The organism is Acidovorax sp. FG42, from assembly GCF_057809195.1.
In genome coordinates, this window is sequence record NZ_JBMDJM010000014.1 from 127,478 (window position 1) to 141,822 (window position 14,345).

Consider the following 14,345-nt stretch of genomic DNA (forward strand, 5'->3'; position numbering starts at 1 on the left):
CGGGCCCTGGGTTTGTACCACCCCAGCCCACTCTGTATCCCGACACTGCAGGCCCCTTCAGGGGCCTTTTTTCTGGTCGGCTGGGGTTTGAGCGGCTTGCGCTGCGGCGGCTGCGCGCAGCTTGTCCTTTTTGCTGGGGCGCTTGCCCTTGATGCCACCGGTGCCTTGAGGATCTGCAGGGGATGCGGGCTGGGGCGTTTCGGTCGGCTCAAAGCCTGCGATCTGCTCACGCGGAATGGTGAGGTGCTGGCGCTTTTCGATCAGCCGGAAATGCGCCTCGGCATCGGCCGTCACAAAGCTCACGGCCATGCCGCTTTCGCCCGCCCGGCCGGTGCGGCCAATGCGGTGCACATAGTCCACGGCAGAGCGGGGCAGGTCGTAGTTCACCACGGCGGGCAGCTGCGCAATGTCGATGCCGCGTGCAGCCAGGTCGGTGGTGACCACCACCTGCCAGCGCTCGTCCTTGAACTCCTGCAGCACCTGGTTGCGCGCGCCCTGGCTCAGCCCGCCGTGGAACGGCGTGGCGTAGATGCCCGCCTTGTAGAGCTTTTCCGCCACATGCTCGGCAGCGTACTGCGTGGCCACAAACACCAGCACGCGCGACCAGTTGTGCTCCTTGACCAGGTGGCGCAGCAACTGGGTGCGGCGGCTGGCGTCCACCGCAATGGCGCGTTGTTCGATGGCAGGATCGTTACCCGGCGTGTGGGGCACCTCCACGCGGACCGGCTGCTTCAGCAGGCCATCGGCCAGCGCCTGCACTGCGGTTGGGAATGTGGCCGAGAAAAACAGGTTCTGCCGCCGGGCTGGCAACAGCGACAGCACGCGCTGCAGTTCCTCGGCAAAGCCCAGGTCCAGCAGCCGGTCGGCTTCGTCCAGCACCAGGTGCGCCACGGCCGACAGGCGCAACGCGTTGTGGTCCACCAGGTCCAGCAGGCGCCCCGGCGTGGCCACCACAATGTCGGCGCCGCCGCGCAGGCCCAGCATCTGCGGATTGATCGACACGCCGCCGAACACGATGGCGATCTTGAGCGGTTGCTGCAGGTGCTGCGCCAGGCTGCGCAGCACTTCTCCCACCTGTGCTGCCAGTTCACGGGTGGGCACCAGCACCAGGGCGCGCACCCGGCGCGGGCCGCCAGTGGCGCTGAGCTGCAGCTGCTGCAGCAAGGGCAGGGCAAATGCCGCCGTCTTGCCCGAGCCCGTCTGTGCGGCACCCAGCAGATCTACCCCCTGCAGGATGGCCGGAATGGCGCCTGCCTGAATGGGCGTGGGCGCCACAAAGCCCGCCTGGGCGGCGGCATGGACAAGGGCGGGGGACAGACCGAGGGAGGCAAAAGGCATGGAAGGGCGCTGGGAATGCGTTGAAGAAGGCACGCAAGGCAGCGCGGACAAAGCAGTAATGGCCCGCATTGTCGCCGCGTTTGCCCGATGCCCTCTTGCCCGGTGCCTTCTCACAGGCCAGCAATGCGCGCCTTGCACCTGCTCGATTGCAGGGAATGCGAGTGCTCGGCCCCTGCGTTGGGCAACCGATAATCGGGCCGCCCCGTTTTTCGTTGACAGTTTTCCCGGACCCGAACCCCATGGCTTTGCCCCTAGATACCTCCGCCATCACCCACGGCATCCAGCTGGCGGTGGCGCCCGTGTTTTTGCTCACTGCGGTGTCCGGCATGATCGGCGCGGTGGCCGGCCGCCTGGCCCGGATCATCGACCGGGCGCGTGTGGTGGAAGACCGCGCGCGCGTCAATGCCGAACCCGAGTTTCTGGCCCGTGCCTACAAGGAGCTGGCGGACTTGCGTTTGCGTGGACGGCTGGCCAACGGTTGTATTGCGCTGCTGACGTTTTGTGCCTTCCTCATTGGCACGACCATCATCCTGCTGTTCCTGGGCGAAACCACCGACTTTCAGTCCAGCCGCCTTGCGGTGGGCGGGTTTCTGGCGGGCGTTGCGTGCTTTTTGCTGGCGCTGGTGTGTTTTCTGACCGAGACGCTGCTGGCCACGCGCCTGCTCGACTTTCACATGCTGCAGCAAGAGGTGGAGGGGAAGAAGCCATGAAGTCTTTTGCCGATCTGGGCGGCCTGGTGTATTCCACCGAGTCAGGCCGCATGTGCCCCACCTGCCGCCAGCCGGTGGCGCAATGCACCTGCAAACAGAACAAGCCCCTGCCCACGGGCGACGGCATCGTGCGCGTATCGCGCGAGACCAAAGGGCGTGGCGGCAAGGCGGTCACCTTGGTCAAGGGTGTGCTGGTGGACGAGGCCGCGCTGGAGCAGCTGGGCAAGCAGCTCAAGACCGCGTGTGGCAGCGGCGGCACGGTGAAGGATGGCGTGATCGAGGTGCAGGGCGACCATGTGGAGCGCGTGATGGCCGCGCTGCAGAAGCTGGGCCACAAGGTCAAGCGCGCGGGCGGCTGAGCGAGGCGAGGGAATGGACGCAGACAAACTGCAGCGCCTGGTCACCACCGAGATGCCGTACGGCAAGCACAAAGGCACGCTGCTGGCCGACCTGCCGGGCAATTACCTCAACTGGTTTGCGCGCGAAGGGTTTCCCAAGGGCGAGCTGGGCCAGTTGCTGGCGCTGATGCACGAGATTGATCACAACGGGCTGTCGGACCTGCTGCGGCCCTTGCGCGGGCGCTGAGAGGCCTGCACCATTGCAAAAACTGGGGCGTTCCTTTGGTTGCTGGCGACCATAATGCACGTCGTCAGACCAACAACCATACCGAGGGAATGCACATGAAGGGCAATATCGCTGCGATCGTTCTGGCCGTACTGGGCGTGTTTTTTCTGCTGACCAACCTGGGACTGATCAGCATCAGCCTGCGCGAGCTGCTGCGCGTGTGGTGGCCGGTGGCGCTGATTGCGGTGGGCGTAGCGCTGTTCTTCACGCCGGGCAACAAGAGCAAATAATCCGGGGAGGGCGCGGACCCTGCTGGCGCGCGAGGTGCCAGTCCTCAGCCCTGCTGGGCCCCTTCGCTGCTGCGGGGGTGGGCGCCGTGCCCGCCATGCTCCTCGCGGGGCTGCACAAAACCAGGGTCGTTGCCAAAGTAGCCCCGGAACAGGTTGCGTGCAATGCCATGGGCCGCCACCTGGAGGTCGCGCGCCACCTCGGGTGCAAACAGGCGGCTGGTGTGCTGTTGCCACAGCCCCACCCAGGCCGCAAAGTGGGCAGGGGTGACGCCCTCCAGCGCCATGTGTTTGCCGAAGACATCGCCCTTGAAGCTGCGGGTGCCCAGCACGACGGTGCTCCAGAAGTCCACCAGCCGCTGCAGGTGGGCGTCCCACTGGCCGTGCAGGGCCTTTTCAAACACCGGGCCCAGCAGCGGGTCGCGCCGCACATCCCCATAAAAGCCGTGCACCAGCTGCGTGATGCTCTCCACGCTGGGGGCGATCTGGCTGGCGGGCTGTGTGTGGGTGGCTTCGTCGGTCATGGCGGCAGTGTGCCGGCTCACTGGCAGCCGCAGGCTGACGTGGCACAAGCTTGCGCGGGTGCAGCGCTGGCTTCGAACCGTGGAAACAGCACGTTGTTTTCCAGGTGGATGTGGTTGATGAGGTCATCGCCCAGCTGGGCAATGCCCGCGTAGAGCGCGCGCCAGGTGTTGCATGCGCCTTGGGGAGGCGTGGCGTCATTCGTCAGCGCGTTGAGCTTGTCCAGCGCCTCGCCATGATCCACGTGTTCGGCGCGCATCATGCCGATGGGCTGGCCCACAAACGGGTTGCCGCCGTTCTTGAGCATGGGGAACAGCACCTGCTCTTCCTTGAGCATGTGCGACAGCAGCTCTTCGTGCATGGCCTCCAGGTGGTCGGCCAGGCCAACCGGCACCTGCGGGTGGTCGCGGTGCACGGCCTCCACGCGGCGGGCCATGCGGATCAGCTCGGGCAGCTGCTGGCGGTGCACCTCGTGGTAGCGCGCCAGGATGTGGTCGATGAGCGCGCTCGGCGACGCTGCCTCGGGCACGGCGTCGCTGCGCTGCAGGGCCGCCAGCTCGGCCAGCACGGCGTCGGCGTCCAGCCCCTTGTCGGCAGCCGCCTTGGCCAGGCTCACCTGGCCGCCGCAGCAGAAGTCCAGCTTGAGGCGCCGAAACACCGCCGTGGCGCCCGGCAACTGCACGGCAATCTGGCCGATCTGCTGCTCGGCGCTCAGCGGCAGTGGGGTGGTGGGGGCTGTGGCGTGCAGGGTGTCGATGCGGGCGTTCATGGTGGTCCTTTAAAGATTCATATTGTGTGAATATTTTAGCGAATAAAATTCAGGATGTATGCATCTTTTTGATTGATCTGCGGCAAACCCATGCGACTGACCCAATGGACCGACTACACGCTGCGCGTGCTGATGTATTGCGCTGCCACCGAGGGGCGGGCGGAGCCCGTCACCATCACGGAGGTGGCCGAGGGCTACGGCATCTCGCGCAGCCACCTGATGAAGATCGTGCAGCAGCTGTCGGCGCAGGGCCTGCTCGAGACCACGCGCGGGCGGGGCGGTGGCATGCGGCTGATGGTGCCGGCGTCGTCCATCCACATTGGCGCGGTGGTGCGTGCCACCGAGACGGACTTCAACCTGGTGGAATGTTTTGACCCCGCCTCCAACCAGTGCCGCCTGAGCAGCCACTGCCGGCTCAAAGGGGTGCTGGGCCAGGCCATGCAGGCCTATCTGGAGGTGCTGGATGGCGTGACGCTGGCGGACCTGGTGGCGCCCACGTCACCCCAGGGTGTGGCGCTGCAGGCCACGGTGGCCGCCCCGCGTGCCGGCAGTGCCCGCCGCAGGGCCTCGTTGGTGCCCGGATTGCCCGATGCACCTGGGTTTGAATAAAAACGGCGTGATGCGCTAGTGCTACATGCCTGTATAGCTATCAAATTAATAGTGTCCAGAGGCGCCCTGTACGTACTGAGGCGCCACGCCGCTCAGCGCAGCACTTCCAGCAAACGGTCGAGCCCGCCCTGGTTGATGGCCACCTTGGCCTGTGCACGCACGGCGGGCTTGGCGTGGTAGGCCACCGACAGGCCGGCGGCACCCATCATCGGCAGGTCGTTGGCGCCGTCGCCCACGGCAATCGCCTGCTGCGGCGAAATGCCCATGAGCGAGGCCACTTCCAGCAGCGTGCGGCGCTTTTCTGCGCCGTCGCAGATGTCGCCCCAGGCCTGGTCCACCATGCGGCCCGTCAGTTGGCCGTCTTGCACTTCCAGCATGTTGGAGCGCGCAAAGTCGATGCCCAGGCCCGCCTTCACGCGGTCGGCAAAAAAGGTGAAGCCGCCCGAGACCAGCAGCGTGGTGAGGCCCGCAGCCTTGGCGGCGGTGATCAGCTCCTTGGCACCGGGGTTGAAGCGCAGACGCTCGGTGAACACCTGCTCCATGTGCTGCACCGTCACGCCCTTGAGCAGGGCCACACGCTGGCGCAGGCTCTCCTTGTAGTCGGTGATCACGCCCTGCATGGCCGCCTCGGTGATGGCGGCCACCTCGGCCTTGCGGCCGGCGGCATCGGCGATTTCGTCCACGCACTCGATGTTGATGAGGGTGGAGTCCATGTCAAAAGCGATGAGCTTGTAGGCAGACAGGGACAGTGGAGGCTCGATGCCCTGGATGACGAGGCCAGGGGCGAATTCGGTAGCGTGGGTCATGGCAGAAAAAGGGGAACAAATGCGGGGGTAAGAACCCGCAATGGTATCCCCGGCGGGCTTCTGCTCCCGCCGTGCATGCCGCGCTTCGCGCGCAGGCTCTCGTCAGATCCTTTGCCTCAGCGCGGATGCGGCAGGTTCTGGCTGCCGCCTTTCAGCGCCTTGGCGGCCGGATTGGGCTGGGGCGGCTCGTTCATCTTGACCAGGAACATGCGCACAAAAAATGCGGCCATGCAGATCATGAACCCGATGCCGATGATGCTCATCAGGCCATAGTCGGTAGAAAACAGATCGTTCAGCAGCTTCATGGAGACCCTCCTCGTTGTGGCGGTGTTCACCACTATCCGGCGGACCCTGCGGCGGCTGCTTGTGCTGTGTCAAAGACTGCGGCGTGTGGGCCAGATGCAGGTCAAACCATGGCGGGATAGCGGCCGGTGCCTTCGGGCCAGGGCGTGAGCACCTCGAACCCGTCTGCCGTCACGGCCACCATGTGTTCCCACTGGGCAGAGAGCGAGCGGTCGCGGGTGACAACGGTCCAGCCGTCGGCCAGCTCCTGCGTGTCGCGCTTGCCGGCGTTGATCATGGGCTCAATGGTGAAGACCATGCCTTCCTCCAGCCGCAGGCCCTGGCCGCGCTGCCCGTAGTGCAGCACCTGGGGCTCGTCATGGTAGATCTGCCCGATGCCGTGACCGCAGTATTCACGCACCACGCTGAACCGCTCGCGGTGGGCCACGCTCTGTATGGCATGGCCCACGTCGCCCAGCGTGGCGCCAGGGCGCACCTGGGCGATGCCCGCGCACATGGCTTCGTAGGTGGTGTCCACCAGGCGGCGCGCCAGCGGGCTGGGCTCTCCCACAAAGTACATGCGGCTCGTATCACCAAACCAGCCATCCTTGATGATGGCCACGTCGATGTTGATGATGTCGCCTGCCTTGAGCACTTGGCCGGGCGACGGAATGCCGTGGCAGATCACGTGGTTGACCGAGGTACACACCGTTTTTGGATACCCCAGGTAGCCCACGTTGGCAGGGGTGACCTGCAGTTCGTTCACGATGTAGTTGTGGCAGAGCCGGTCCAGTGCCTCGGTGCTGACGCCGGGCTGCACATGCGGCGTGATCATGTGCAGCACGCGGGCGGCCAGGTGGCCAGCCTCACGCGCCTGGGCAATTTCGGCGGGGGAGCGCAGGGTGACGCGGGACGACTTCATTGAACGCGCCGCCCGCTGTGGCCCGGCTTGGCGGCCACAGAGGCCGCCACCGTGTCCAGATCGAACCCCCCAGCCTGCTCGGCGCGGATCAGCAACTGGCAGATGTCGCTGTGGTCGAGGTTGGGATGCAGCTCGGCCAGCATGCCGATGCGCATCCAGTGTTCTGCCTGTGCGTTGATGGAGCGAGACAGGGCGTTGCTGGCAACGCGCAGGTTCTCGTGCATTTGGTCTGAAATTTTGACAATACCCATGCAGCGAATTTTATGCGAAACATATATGTTTCGTATTGCTGCGTGTCTGCAGTCCTTGTGGTGCGCGTTGGCAACACTGCGCTGATGCCCGCCAGCGCTACTGCGGCGGGCGCTTCAGATAGAGCTGGTCCGACCAAGTGGCCAGCCACTCGGGCTTGAAGGCCACGAAGATGGCAGCGAGCATGCCCGTCACAAACCCGTCGCCCCAGGCCATGAGCCAGCGGGCCACCAGCGACAGCTCGTTGCCCACACCGGGCAACAGGTGCCCGGTCCATTGCGAGAGCACACCGGCGGCAAACACGCAGGCCACGGTGCCCAAAAACGCGCGGCCCAGCACGTACACAAATGGCTGGGTGCCCACCCAGCGCCGCAGCAGCGCGCCCAGCGCCAGCGCCAGCGTGGCGGGCACCACACCCAGCCAGATGGCGGCGCCCAGCGCGTCGGCCCAATCGAGTGCGGGTGAAAGCAGGCCCGCAATGGCGCCCACCGCCAGCAGCACGGGGATGGCCAGCGGCCAGCCCAGCATCAGCACCACCAGACACGCGCCCGACCATTGCAATTGCAGCGGCATGGCGTGCAGCGTGGGCAGGGCCCACATCCAGGGCAAAAACACTAGCGTAGCCAGCAACGGCGTCCACAGCGGGGACGCCGCACCATGGGATTCATGCACCAGCGGCTTGCGGCTGGCCAGCAGTCGCCATGGCCGCGTGGCCAGGGCGGCCGTCAGCGCCACCAGCGCTAGCAGAGATTCCAGCCACATTGTTTGCTTCTCTTTTGATAGCTATCAGCGATTGATTCACTAGCGCTTGCAGCCTCTTTGGCTTGTAAGTCGCTATGCAGCCACCACGGGTTGCCCCAGGCTGCGCAGAATGTCCCGCACCATCTGTGCACGGTCCTTGGGCTCCTTCAGCTCGCGCTCGATGCGCAGCTTCTCGTTGCCCGCCAGTTTGATGTGCTTGTTCTTCTGGATCAGCTCGATGATGCGCATCGGGTCGATGGGCGGCTGGGGCTTGAAGGTGATGTTGATCACGCCGGGCGCCGCGTCCACCTTCACCACACCATACGGCTGGCTCAGCACACGCAGGCGGTGCACGTCGATCAGCGTCTGCGCCTGCGGCGGCAGCTTGCCAAAGCGGTCCACGATCTCTTCGAGCAGGCCGTCGATCTGGTCGGGCGTCTTGGCCGTGGCCAGCTTCTTGTAGAACGACAGGCGCAGGTGCACGTCGCCGCAGTAGTCGTCGGGCAGCAGGGCGGGGGCGTGCAGGTTGATGTCGGTAGTGACGGACAGGGGCGAGAGCAGGTCGGGCTCCTTGCCCGCCTTGAGCGCCTTGACGGCTTCGTTCAGCATCTCGTTGTAGAGCTGGAAGCCGACTTCGAGCATGTTGCCGCTCTGGTTTTCGCCCAGCACCTCGCCCGCGCCGCGGATCTCCAGGTCGTGCATGGCCAGGTAGAAGCCACTGCCCAGTTCCTCCATCTGCTGGATGGCTTCGAGCCGCTGCTGTGCCTGCTTGGTCAGGCCGTCCACATCCGGCACCATGAGGTAGGCATACGCCTGGTGGTGGCTGCGGCCCACGCGCCCGCGCAGCTGGTGCAGCTGTGCCAGGCCGAACTTGTCCGCACGGCTCATGATGATGGTGTTGGCCGTGGGCACGTCGATCCCGGTCTCGATGATGGTCGAGCACAACAGGATGTTGAAGCGCTGGGCCACGAAGTCGCGCATCACGCGCTCCAGCTCGCGCTCGGGCATCTGGCCGTGGGCCACAGCAATGCGGGCCTCGGGCAAGATTTCTTCGAGCTTCTGGCGGCGGTTCTCGATCGTCTCCACCTCGTTGTGCAGGAAGTAGACCTGCCCGCCGCGCTTCAATTCGCGCAGCACCGCCTCGCGGATCACGCCCGTGCCCTCGTTGCGCACAAAGGTCTTGATCGCCAGACGCCGCTGCGGCGCGGTGGCGATGACCGACAGGTCGCGCAGTCCTTCCAGCGCCATGCCCAGCGTGCGCGGGATGGGGGTTGCGGTGAGGGTGAGCACATCCACCTCGGCACGCAGGGCCTTCATCTGCTCCTTGTGGCGCACGCCGAAGCGGTGCTCCTCGTCGATGATGAGCAGGCCCAGGTTGTGGAACTTGGTGGATTCTGAAAGCAGCTTGTGCGTGCCCACCACGATGTCCACTGTGCCGTCGCCGATGCCCTTGATGGCGGCGGTGATCTCCTTGCCCGAGCGAAAGCGCGACACCTCGGCCACCTTCACCGGCCACTTGGAAAAGCGGTCCACGAGCGTCTGGTAGTGCTGTTCGGCCAGCAAGGTTGTGGGCGCGAGGAAGGCCACCTGCTTGCCCCCGGTGACGGCCACGAAGGCCGCGCGCAGCGCCACCTCGGTCTTGCCGAAGCCCACGTCGCCGCAGACCAGCCGGTCCATGGGCCGGGGGCTGATCATGTCCTGGATCACCGCGTGGATGGCGGCGTTCTGGTCGGCCGTCTCCTCGAAGCCGAAGTCGTTGGCAAAGGTCTCGTAGTCCTGCGGGCTGTAGCGGAAGGCATGGCCCTCGCGCGCCGCGCGGCGGGCGTAGATGTTGAGCAGCTCGGCCGCGCTGTCGCGCACCTGCTCGGCCGCTTTGCGTTTGGCCTTTTCCCACTGGCCGCTGCCCAGCTTGTGCAGCGGTGCCTCGTCGGCGCTCACGCCGGTGTAGCGGCTGATGAGCTGCAACTGGCTCACGGGGACGTAGAGCACGGCCTTGTCGGCGTATTCGAGGTGCAGAAACTCCTGCATGGCGGGCGTGCCATCGGGGTTCTTGTTGCCCACGTCCATGTTGATCAGGCCCCGGTAGCGGCCGATGCCGTGCTGGCTGTGCACCACGGGGTCACCGACATTCAGCTCCGCCAGGTCCTTGATCAGCGCCTCGACATCGCTGACTTGCTCCTGCTTCTTGCGGCGGCGCGTGGTGGGGCCGGCGGCAAACAGCTCGGTCTCGGTGACGAAGTCGATGCCATCCTCGATCCAGCTGAAGCCCACGGTCAGGCCGGCGGTGGCGATGCCTACCTTTTCGTCAGCCGAACTCTGGAACTCGGCCAGCGAATCGAACGCAGGTGGACTGACCCCACTGGCGCGCAGAAAGTCGAGCAGGCTCTCGCGCCGGCCGTCGCTCTCGGCCAGCAGCAGCACACGGTGCTGGGTGTTGCGGATGTGGGCGTGCAGGCGGGCCAGCGGGTCTTCGGCCCCGCGCACCACCGACAGGTCGCCCAGTTTCTGGAAGTGCGGGTTGTCATCCACATCCTCCACGCCGGGGCGGATGGACAGCTGGGCATGTTCCTTGGCGCGCGTGTAGAACTGGTCGGCCGACAGGAACAACGCCTCGGGCGGCAGCACTGGCCGTTCAGGGTCGCCCTGCACCAGGCGGAAGCGGTCTTTGGTGTCCTGCCAGAAGCGCTGGAAGGCTGGTTCCAGGTCGCCGTGCAGCACCACGGTGGCTTCACCACCCAGGTAGTCGAACACGGTGGCCGTATCGTCAAAGAACAGCGGCAGGTAGTACTCGATGCCCGCCGTGGCCACGCCTGCGCCCATGTCTTTGTAGATGCGGCTCTTGGTCGGGTCGCCCTCCAGCATTTCGCGCCAGCGGCTGCGGAATTTCGCGCGCGCCTCGTCGTCCATGGGGAATTCGCGGCCGGGCAGCAGGCGCACCTCGGGCACGGGGTACAAGCTGCGCTGGCTGTCGGGGTCAAAGGTGCGGATGCTGTCGATCTCGTCGTCGAACAGATCCACGCGGAAGGGCACGAGCGAGCCCATTGGGAACAGGTCGATCAGCCCGCCGCGCACGGCATATTCGCCAGGGCTCACGACCTGAGATACATGCGAGTAACCGGCCAGCGTGAGCTGGGCCTTGAACTTGGCCTCGTCGAGCTTTTGTTTGACCTTGAAGTGGAAGGTATAGCCCGCCAGGAAGGACGGCGGGGCAAGGCGGTACAGCGCCGTGGTGGCGGGCACCAGCACCACATCGGCCTCACCCTGCGAGATGCGCCACAGCGTGGCCAGCCGCTCGCTGATCAGGTCCTGGTGCGGGCTGAACGTGTCGTAGGGCAGCGTTTCCCAGTCGGGGAACAGCGCGCAGCGCAGGCCGGGCGCAAAAAAGGCCATTTCGTCGATGAGCCGCTGTGCATCGGTGGCGTCGGACGTGACGATGGCGGTGGTGTGGCCAGCGGCCTTGTCGCGCTCGGCCAGGCGTGCCAGCAGCAGGGAGTCGGCGCTGCCCACGGGGCGGGGCAGGGCAAAGCGTTTTCCGGGGGAGAGTTTGGGGAGTTCCATGCGGACGGTGTCGTCAGTGGGCCCACCGCATCCCCAGGGGCGCGAAACACGCACGGGCTGGATCGGGGGCAACGGGAGATTTTAGAATGAGCGCTCCATGACTGCTCCTCTGTTGCACCCTTCGCTCACCCCCTTGTCGGCCCAAGGGCGTTTTTGGGCCTTGGTGCCCTGTGCAGGGGTCGGGTCGCGGGCCGTGCCGGCAGGCGCAGGCATGGCCCCTTCTGCACAGCCTGTGCAGGCATCGACCGTGGCGGCTTTTTCGCCCACCTCAGCGCTGTCTGCCAATGCACCCGTGGCGGTTGCCCCGTTGCCCAAGCAATACCACCTGGTGGCAGGCCATCCGATGGTGCTGCACACACTGGCTGCGTTTGCCGGAGTCGGGCGCTTGCTGGGGACGCTGGTGGCCGTGGCGCCGGGGGATCACTTTCTGGATGCCCATGCCCATCCCGCATTTTTTGTGGTGGAGTGTGGTGGCCCCACGCGTGCCGACACGGTGCTGGGTGGCCTCAAGGCGCTGCTGGATCGTGGTGCCCAGCCTGGCGACTGGGTGCTGGTGCATGACGCAGCGCGCTGCCTCGTGACCTCAGAGCAGATCGATGCGCTCATCGACCAATGCGCGGGCGACAGTGTGGGTGGCCTGTTGGCGCACAAGCTGGCCGACACGCTCAAGACTTCCATCGACGGCCCGGGCGGCGTGCGCGTGGCCTCCACCGTGGACCGCAGCGACAAGTGGCTGGCGCAGACGCCGCAGATGTTCCGCATCGGCCCGCTGATGGAGGCCATCGACAAGGTGGGCTCCAACGTGACTGATGAAGCCAGTGCGATGGAGGCCCTGGGTTTTCACCCCCGGCTGGTGCCCGGCGGGGCGCAGAATTTCAAGGTCACTTACCCGGACGATTTCGCGCTGGCGGCTGCGGTGCTGGCCCAGCGTGCGCACAGCACCACGCTGGAGCGCTTTGGTGGGGAGCGGGGGCAGGTGAGTACGGCCCCTGGCAAGAAGAATCTTTTTTAGTCCGCTGCGCATGGCGCTGCCGGCATCACTGGCGCGCTGACTGCGTTGCTCATCGGGGGGAAACCGTCCGACGTTCCCCGCGACTCCTCACACAAACCTTCACAAAGGCAGACAAATGAATTTCAGGATTGGAGAAGGCTGGGACGTACATGCGCTGGTGCCCGGTCGTCGCCTGGTGATTGGTGGGGTGGAGATCCCTCACCCGACAGGCCTGCTGGGCCACTCGGACGCCGACGTATTGCTGCACGCCATCACCGACGCGCTGCTGGGCGCGGCGGCACTGGGAGACATTGGCCGCCATTTCCCCGACACCGATGCCGCGTTCCGGGGCGCAGACTCGGGCGTGCTGCTGGCCGAGGCGGCGCGGCGGGTGCGCGCAGCGGGCTTTGAGATCGGCAACATCGACAGCACGGTCGTCGCCCAGGCTCCACGCCTGGCGGCGCACATCCCCGGCATGCGGGCCACCATCGCCCGCGCGGTGGGTGTGGCAGAGGACCAGGTCAATGTGAAAGCCAAGACGGCCGAGCGCCTGGGCCCGGTGGGGCAGGGGCTGGCCATGGAGGCACGGGCCATAGCGCTGGTCTACCGGGCGTAAGCCGCTGGGGATTGGCCCGGCCTTTGGCGCAGGGTCTTGCAGCGCTCAGCTGCTACTGCGCTCCACGATGGAAAAGCCGATGTCCACCACGGGCTGGGCGACTGCCTTGCCCTCGGCACGGTCGGCAATCCACTGAGCCGCTGTCCGGCCCATGCGTGTGCCGTCGATGCGCACGCTGGAAAGAGCCGGGCTGACGGTCGCGGCAAAGTCGATGTCGCCAAACCCCATTACAGCGAGTTGCTGAGGCACTGCGATTGCACGGGCCCTGGCTTCGGTGAGCACGCCCAGGGCGAGCATGTCGGAGCTGCAGAACACTGCGTCGATATCGGGCACGTCGGCCAGCAGGGCTGCGAGCCCGGCACGGCCATCTGCGTGGGTGGTGGGTGATTTACCCAGTCGCACGGCGGGCGGGCGCAGACCCAGGCGCGCGGCTGCGTCTGCAAAGCCCTGAGCGCGCCGCGCCGCGCGCTCGTCTCCGCCACTGAGCAGCGCCAGCCGTCGCCGTCCCCTGGCGAACAGGTGCTCGCACACGGCGGCGCCCAGCGCTTCGTGGCGCAGGCCGACCAGCATGTCGATGGGGGTGTCCGTGAAGTCCCAGGTTTCCACCACCGGAATGCCCGAGGCCATCAGCAACCGCCGCCCCTCGGGTGAGTGCATGACCCCCGTGAGCACGATCCCATCGGGCCGCCGGCCCACGATGGCGCGCAGCAACTCGTCTTCGCGTGAACGGGCGTAGCCCACCTGGCCCACCATGACCTGAAAGCCGCGCAGTTCCAGCGCATCGGTGAGGGCCTGCACCATTTCACCAAACAGTGGCCCCGTGAGCGTGGGGACCAGTGCCGTCACCACGTGGCTGCGCGCCGAACGCAACCCGCCTGCCACCAGGTTGGGCACATAGCCCAAAGTGGAAACGGCTTCCTGAACCCGTTGTCGTGTGCGCTCAGACACCTGCTGCGGCGTGTTGATGGCGCGCGACACGGTAATCATCGACACGCCTGCCCGTTCGGCCACCTCGCGCAGCGTGACCGCCGAGCGGTCGCGGCCGGAGGGTGGGGCAGTGCGGGCCGGATCAGGAGCTTGCATGGTGATGGAGTCTAAAGGGCGCGTGACTTCTGGCTGGCACCGTGCACGCCCCTGTGCGGCGGCACTCCCGTGAAATTCGTCAACACAAGGGTTTTCGCTATGTTGTCTGATGATGTTAACGTTAACATTTGCATAAATCGCAAAAAGTTCTCAATTTGGAGCAGAAATTCTGTGACTTGTACGACCTTCGAGGACCTCTTACCCACCGCCCGCTTTTCACCATGACCCCGCAAGAACTCAAAACCATCATGGGCTCCGGCCTGCTCTCGTTCCCCATCACCGACTTCGACGAGCAGGG

General features: G+C 65.8%; 17 protein-coding genes. 7 read left to right on the plus strand and 10 right to left on the minus strand.

Features of this window, described 5'->3' with window-relative positions:
* Window positions 1-57: 57 nt before the first annotated feature.
* Window positions 58-1,338, minus strand: a complete 1,281-nt coding sequence (locus ACODSM_RS15600) for a DEAD/DEAH box helicase (protein ID WP_488805911.1) — start codon at window positions 1,336-1,338, stop codon at window positions 58-60.
* A gap of 239 nt (window positions 1,339-1,577) precedes the next feature.
* On the opposite strand from ACODSM_RS15600, the gene ACODSM_RS15605 reads away from it, so the two are divergent.
* The 4 genes from ACODSM_RS15605 (at window position 1,578) to ACODSM_RS15620 (ending at window position 2,902) form a co-directional block, all read left to right on the plus strand.
* A complete protein-coding gene (locus tag ACODSM_RS15605) occupies window positions 1,578-2,048 on the plus strand; it encodes a DUF2721 domain-containing protein (RefSeq protein ID WP_056064262.1) in 471 nt (156 codons plus the stop codon).
* The gene (locus tag ACODSM_RS15610; protein ID WP_309824994.1) at window positions 2,045-2,407 is read left to right on the plus strand and encodes a translation initiation factor Sui1; all 363 of its coding nucleotides are present in this window, start codon (window positions 2,045-2,047) and stop codon (window positions 2,405-2,407) included. Before ACODSM_RS15605 ends, ACODSM_RS15610 begins: the two co-directional genes overlap by 4 nt.
* Before the next feature lie 13 nt (window positions 2,408-2,420).
* The gene (locus ACODSM_RS15615; protein WP_056064258.1) at window positions 2,421-2,633 is read left to right on the plus strand and encodes a DUF3820 family protein; all 213 of its coding nucleotides are present in this window, start codon (window positions 2,421-2,423) and stop codon (window positions 2,631-2,633) included.
* Between the two features lie 95 nt (window positions 2,634-2,728).
* Entirely contained in the window at window positions 2,729-2,902 is a 174-nt protein-coding gene (locus ACODSM_RS15620) for a LiaI-LiaF-like domain-containing protein (RefSeq protein ID WP_488805914.1), read from the plus strand.
* A gap of 44 nt (window positions 2,903-2,946) precedes the next feature.
* Here ACODSM_RS15620 and ACODSM_RS15625 read toward each other — a convergent pair whose 3' ends face one another.
* Together ACODSM_RS15625 and ytfE are read right to left on the minus strand one after the other, a co-directional pair.
* Entirely contained in the window at window positions 2,947-3,423 is a 477-nt protein-coding gene (locus ACODSM_RS15625) for a group III truncated hemoglobin (RefSeq protein WP_488805916.1), read from the minus strand.
* A 17-nt stretch (window positions 3,424-3,440) separates the two neighbouring features.
* A complete protein-coding gene (gene ytfE, locus ACODSM_RS15630; protein ID WP_056064247.1) occupies window positions 3,441-4,190 on the minus strand; it encodes an iron-sulfur cluster repair protein YtfE in 750 nt (249 codons plus the stop codon).
* A 90-nt stretch (window positions 4,191-4,280) separates the two neighbouring features.
* Here ytfE and ACODSM_RS15635 point away from each other — a divergent pair, with 90 nt between their 5' ends.
* Window positions 4,281-4,799, plus strand: a complete 519-nt coding sequence (locus ACODSM_RS15635) for an RrF2 family transcriptional regulator (RefSeq protein WP_488805918.1) — start codon at window positions 4,281-4,283, stop codon at window positions 4,797-4,799.
* Between the two features lie 92 nt (window positions 4,800-4,891).
* On the opposite strand, the gene serB is transcribed toward ACODSM_RS15635, so the two are convergent.
* The 6 genes from serB to mfd form a co-directional block, all read right to left on the minus strand.
* Complete coding sequence (gene serB / locus ACODSM_RS15640; RefSeq protein WP_056747189.1) at window positions 4,892-5,605, minus strand: phosphoserine phosphatase SerB; 714 nt, start codon at window positions 5,603-5,605, stop codon at window positions 4,892-4,894.
* Window positions 5,606-5,721: 116 nt separating this feature from the next.
* On the minus strand, window positions 5,722-5,910 hold the full coding sequence (locus tag ACODSM_RS15645) for a DUF3149 domain-containing protein (RefSeq protein ID WP_015014751.1): 189 nt from the start codon (window positions 5,908-5,910) through the stop codon (window positions 5,722-5,724).
* 101 nt (window positions 5,911-6,011) lie between these two features.
* Window positions 6,012-6,809 carry a type I methionyl aminopeptidase gene (gene map, locus ACODSM_RS15650; protein WP_488805921.1) on the minus strand — a complete coding sequence of 266 codons (798 nt, stop codon included), beginning with the start codon at window positions 6,807-6,809 and terminating at the stop codon, window positions 6,012-6,014.
* Window positions 6,806-7,060 (minus strand): ParD-like family protein, encoded by a 255-nt coding sequence (locus tag ACODSM_RS15655; RefSeq protein ID WP_015014749.1) that lies wholly within the window; start codon window positions 7,058-7,060, stop codon window positions 6,806-6,808. Before ACODSM_RS15655 ends, map begins: the two co-directional genes overlap by 4 nt.
* A 97-nt stretch (window positions 7,061-7,157) precedes the next feature.
* Window positions 7,158-7,820: a hypothetical protein gene (locus ACODSM_RS15660; protein ID WP_488805923.1), complete on the minus strand. Its 663-nt coding sequence runs from the start codon at window positions 7,818-7,820 to the stop codon at window positions 7,158-7,160.
* Window positions 7,821-7,892: 72 nt separating this feature from the next.
* Window positions 7,893-11,357, minus strand: coding sequence for a transcription-repair coupling factor (gene mfd, locus ACODSM_RS15665; protein ID WP_488805925.1), 3,465 nt, complete (start codon window positions 11,355-11,357; stop codon window positions 7,893-7,895).
* 97 nt (window positions 11,358-11,454) lie between these two features.
* On the opposite strand from mfd, the gene ACODSM_RS15670 reads away from it, so the two are divergent.
* Together ACODSM_RS15670 and ispF are read left to right on the plus strand one after the other, a co-directional pair.
* Entirely contained in the window at window positions 11,455-12,369 is a 915-nt protein-coding gene (locus tag ACODSM_RS15670) for an IspD/TarI family cytidylyltransferase (RefSeq protein ID WP_082522473.1), read from the plus strand.
* A 115-nt stretch (window positions 12,370-12,484) separates the two neighbouring features.
* Complete coding sequence (ispF, locus tag ACODSM_RS15675) at window positions 12,485-12,964, plus strand: 2-C-methyl-D-erythritol 2,4-cyclodiphosphate synthase (RefSeq protein WP_288852955.1); 480 nt, start codon at window positions 12,485-12,487, stop codon at window positions 12,962-12,964.
* Between the two features lie 45 nt (window positions 12,965-13,009).
* Here ispF and ACODSM_RS15680 read toward each other — a convergent pair whose 3' ends face one another.
* Window positions 13,010-14,047, minus strand: a complete 1,038-nt coding sequence (locus tag ACODSM_RS15680) for a LacI family DNA-binding transcriptional regulator (RefSeq protein ID WP_488805928.1) — start codon at window positions 14,045-14,047, stop codon at window positions 13,010-13,012.
* Between the last annotated feature and the right edge of the window lie 298 nt (window positions 14,048-14,345).

Excerpts from the sequence above, each read along its gene's own strand:
- ACODSM_RS15680 (WP_488805928.1), bottom strand. The coding sequence starts at position 14,047 with ATGCAAGCTCCTGATCCGGCCCGCACTGCCCCACCCTCCGGCCGCGAC.
- mfd (WP_488805925.1), bottom strand. The coding sequence starts at position 11,357 with ATGGAACTCCCCAAACTCTCCCCCGGAAAACGCTTTGCCCTGCCCCGC.
- ispF (WP_288852955.1), top strand. The coding sequence starts at position 12,485 with ATGAATTTCAGGATTGGAGAAGGCTGGGACGTACATGCGCTGGTGCCC.
- ACODSM_RS15610 (WP_309824994.1), top strand. The coding sequence starts at position 2,045 with ATGAAGTCTTTTGCCGATCTGGGCGGCCTGGTGTATTCCACCGAGTCA.
- ACODSM_RS15655 (WP_015014749.1), bottom strand. The coding sequence starts at position 7,060 with ATGGGTATTGTCAAAATTTCAGACCAAATGCACGAGAACCTGCGCGTT.
- map (WP_488805921.1), bottom strand. The coding sequence starts at position 6,809 with ATGAAGTCGTCCCGCGTCACCCTGCGCTCCCCCGCCGAAATTGCCCAG.
- ytfE (WP_056064247.1), bottom strand. The coding sequence starts at position 4,190 with ATGAACGCCCGCATCGACACCCTGCACGCCACAGCCCCCACCACCCCA.
- ACODSM_RS15600 (WP_488805911.1), bottom strand. The coding sequence starts at position 1,338 with ATGCCTTTTGCCTCCCTCGGTCTGTCCCCCGCCCTTGTCCATGCCGCC.
- ACODSM_RS15635 (WP_488805918.1), top strand. The coding sequence starts at position 4,281 with ATGCGACTGACCCAATGGACCGACTACACGCTGCGCGTGCTGATGTAT.
- ACODSM_RS15605 (WP_056064262.1), top strand. The coding sequence starts at position 1,578 with ATGGCTTTGCCCCTAGATACCTCCGCCATCACCCACGGCATCCAGCTG.
- serB (WP_056747189.1), bottom strand. The coding sequence starts at position 5,605 with ATGACCCACGCTACCGAATTCGCCCCTGGCCTCGTCATCCAGGGCATC.
- ACODSM_RS15615 (WP_056064258.1), top strand. The coding sequence starts at position 2,421 with ATGGACGCAGACAAACTGCAGCGCCTGGTCACCACCGAGATGCCGTAC.
- ACODSM_RS15670 (WP_082522473.1), top strand. The coding sequence starts at position 11,455 with ATGACTGCTCCTCTGTTGCACCCTTCGCTCACCCCCTTGTCGGCCCAA.
- ACODSM_RS15625 (WP_488805916.1), bottom strand. The coding sequence starts at position 3,423 with ATGACCGACGAAGCCACCCACACACAGCCCGCCAGCCAGATCGCCCCC.
- ACODSM_RS15645 (WP_015014751.1), bottom strand. The coding sequence starts at position 5,910 with ATGAAGCTGCTGAACGATCTGTTTTCTACCGACTATGGCCTGATGAGC.
- ACODSM_RS15660 (WP_488805923.1), bottom strand. The coding sequence starts at position 7,820 with ATGTGGCTGGAATCTCTGCTAGCGCTGGTGGCGCTGACGGCCGCCCTG.
- ACODSM_RS15620 (WP_488805914.1), top strand. The coding sequence starts at position 2,729 with ATGAAGGGCAATATCGCTGCGATCGTTCTGGCCGTACTGGGCGTGTTT.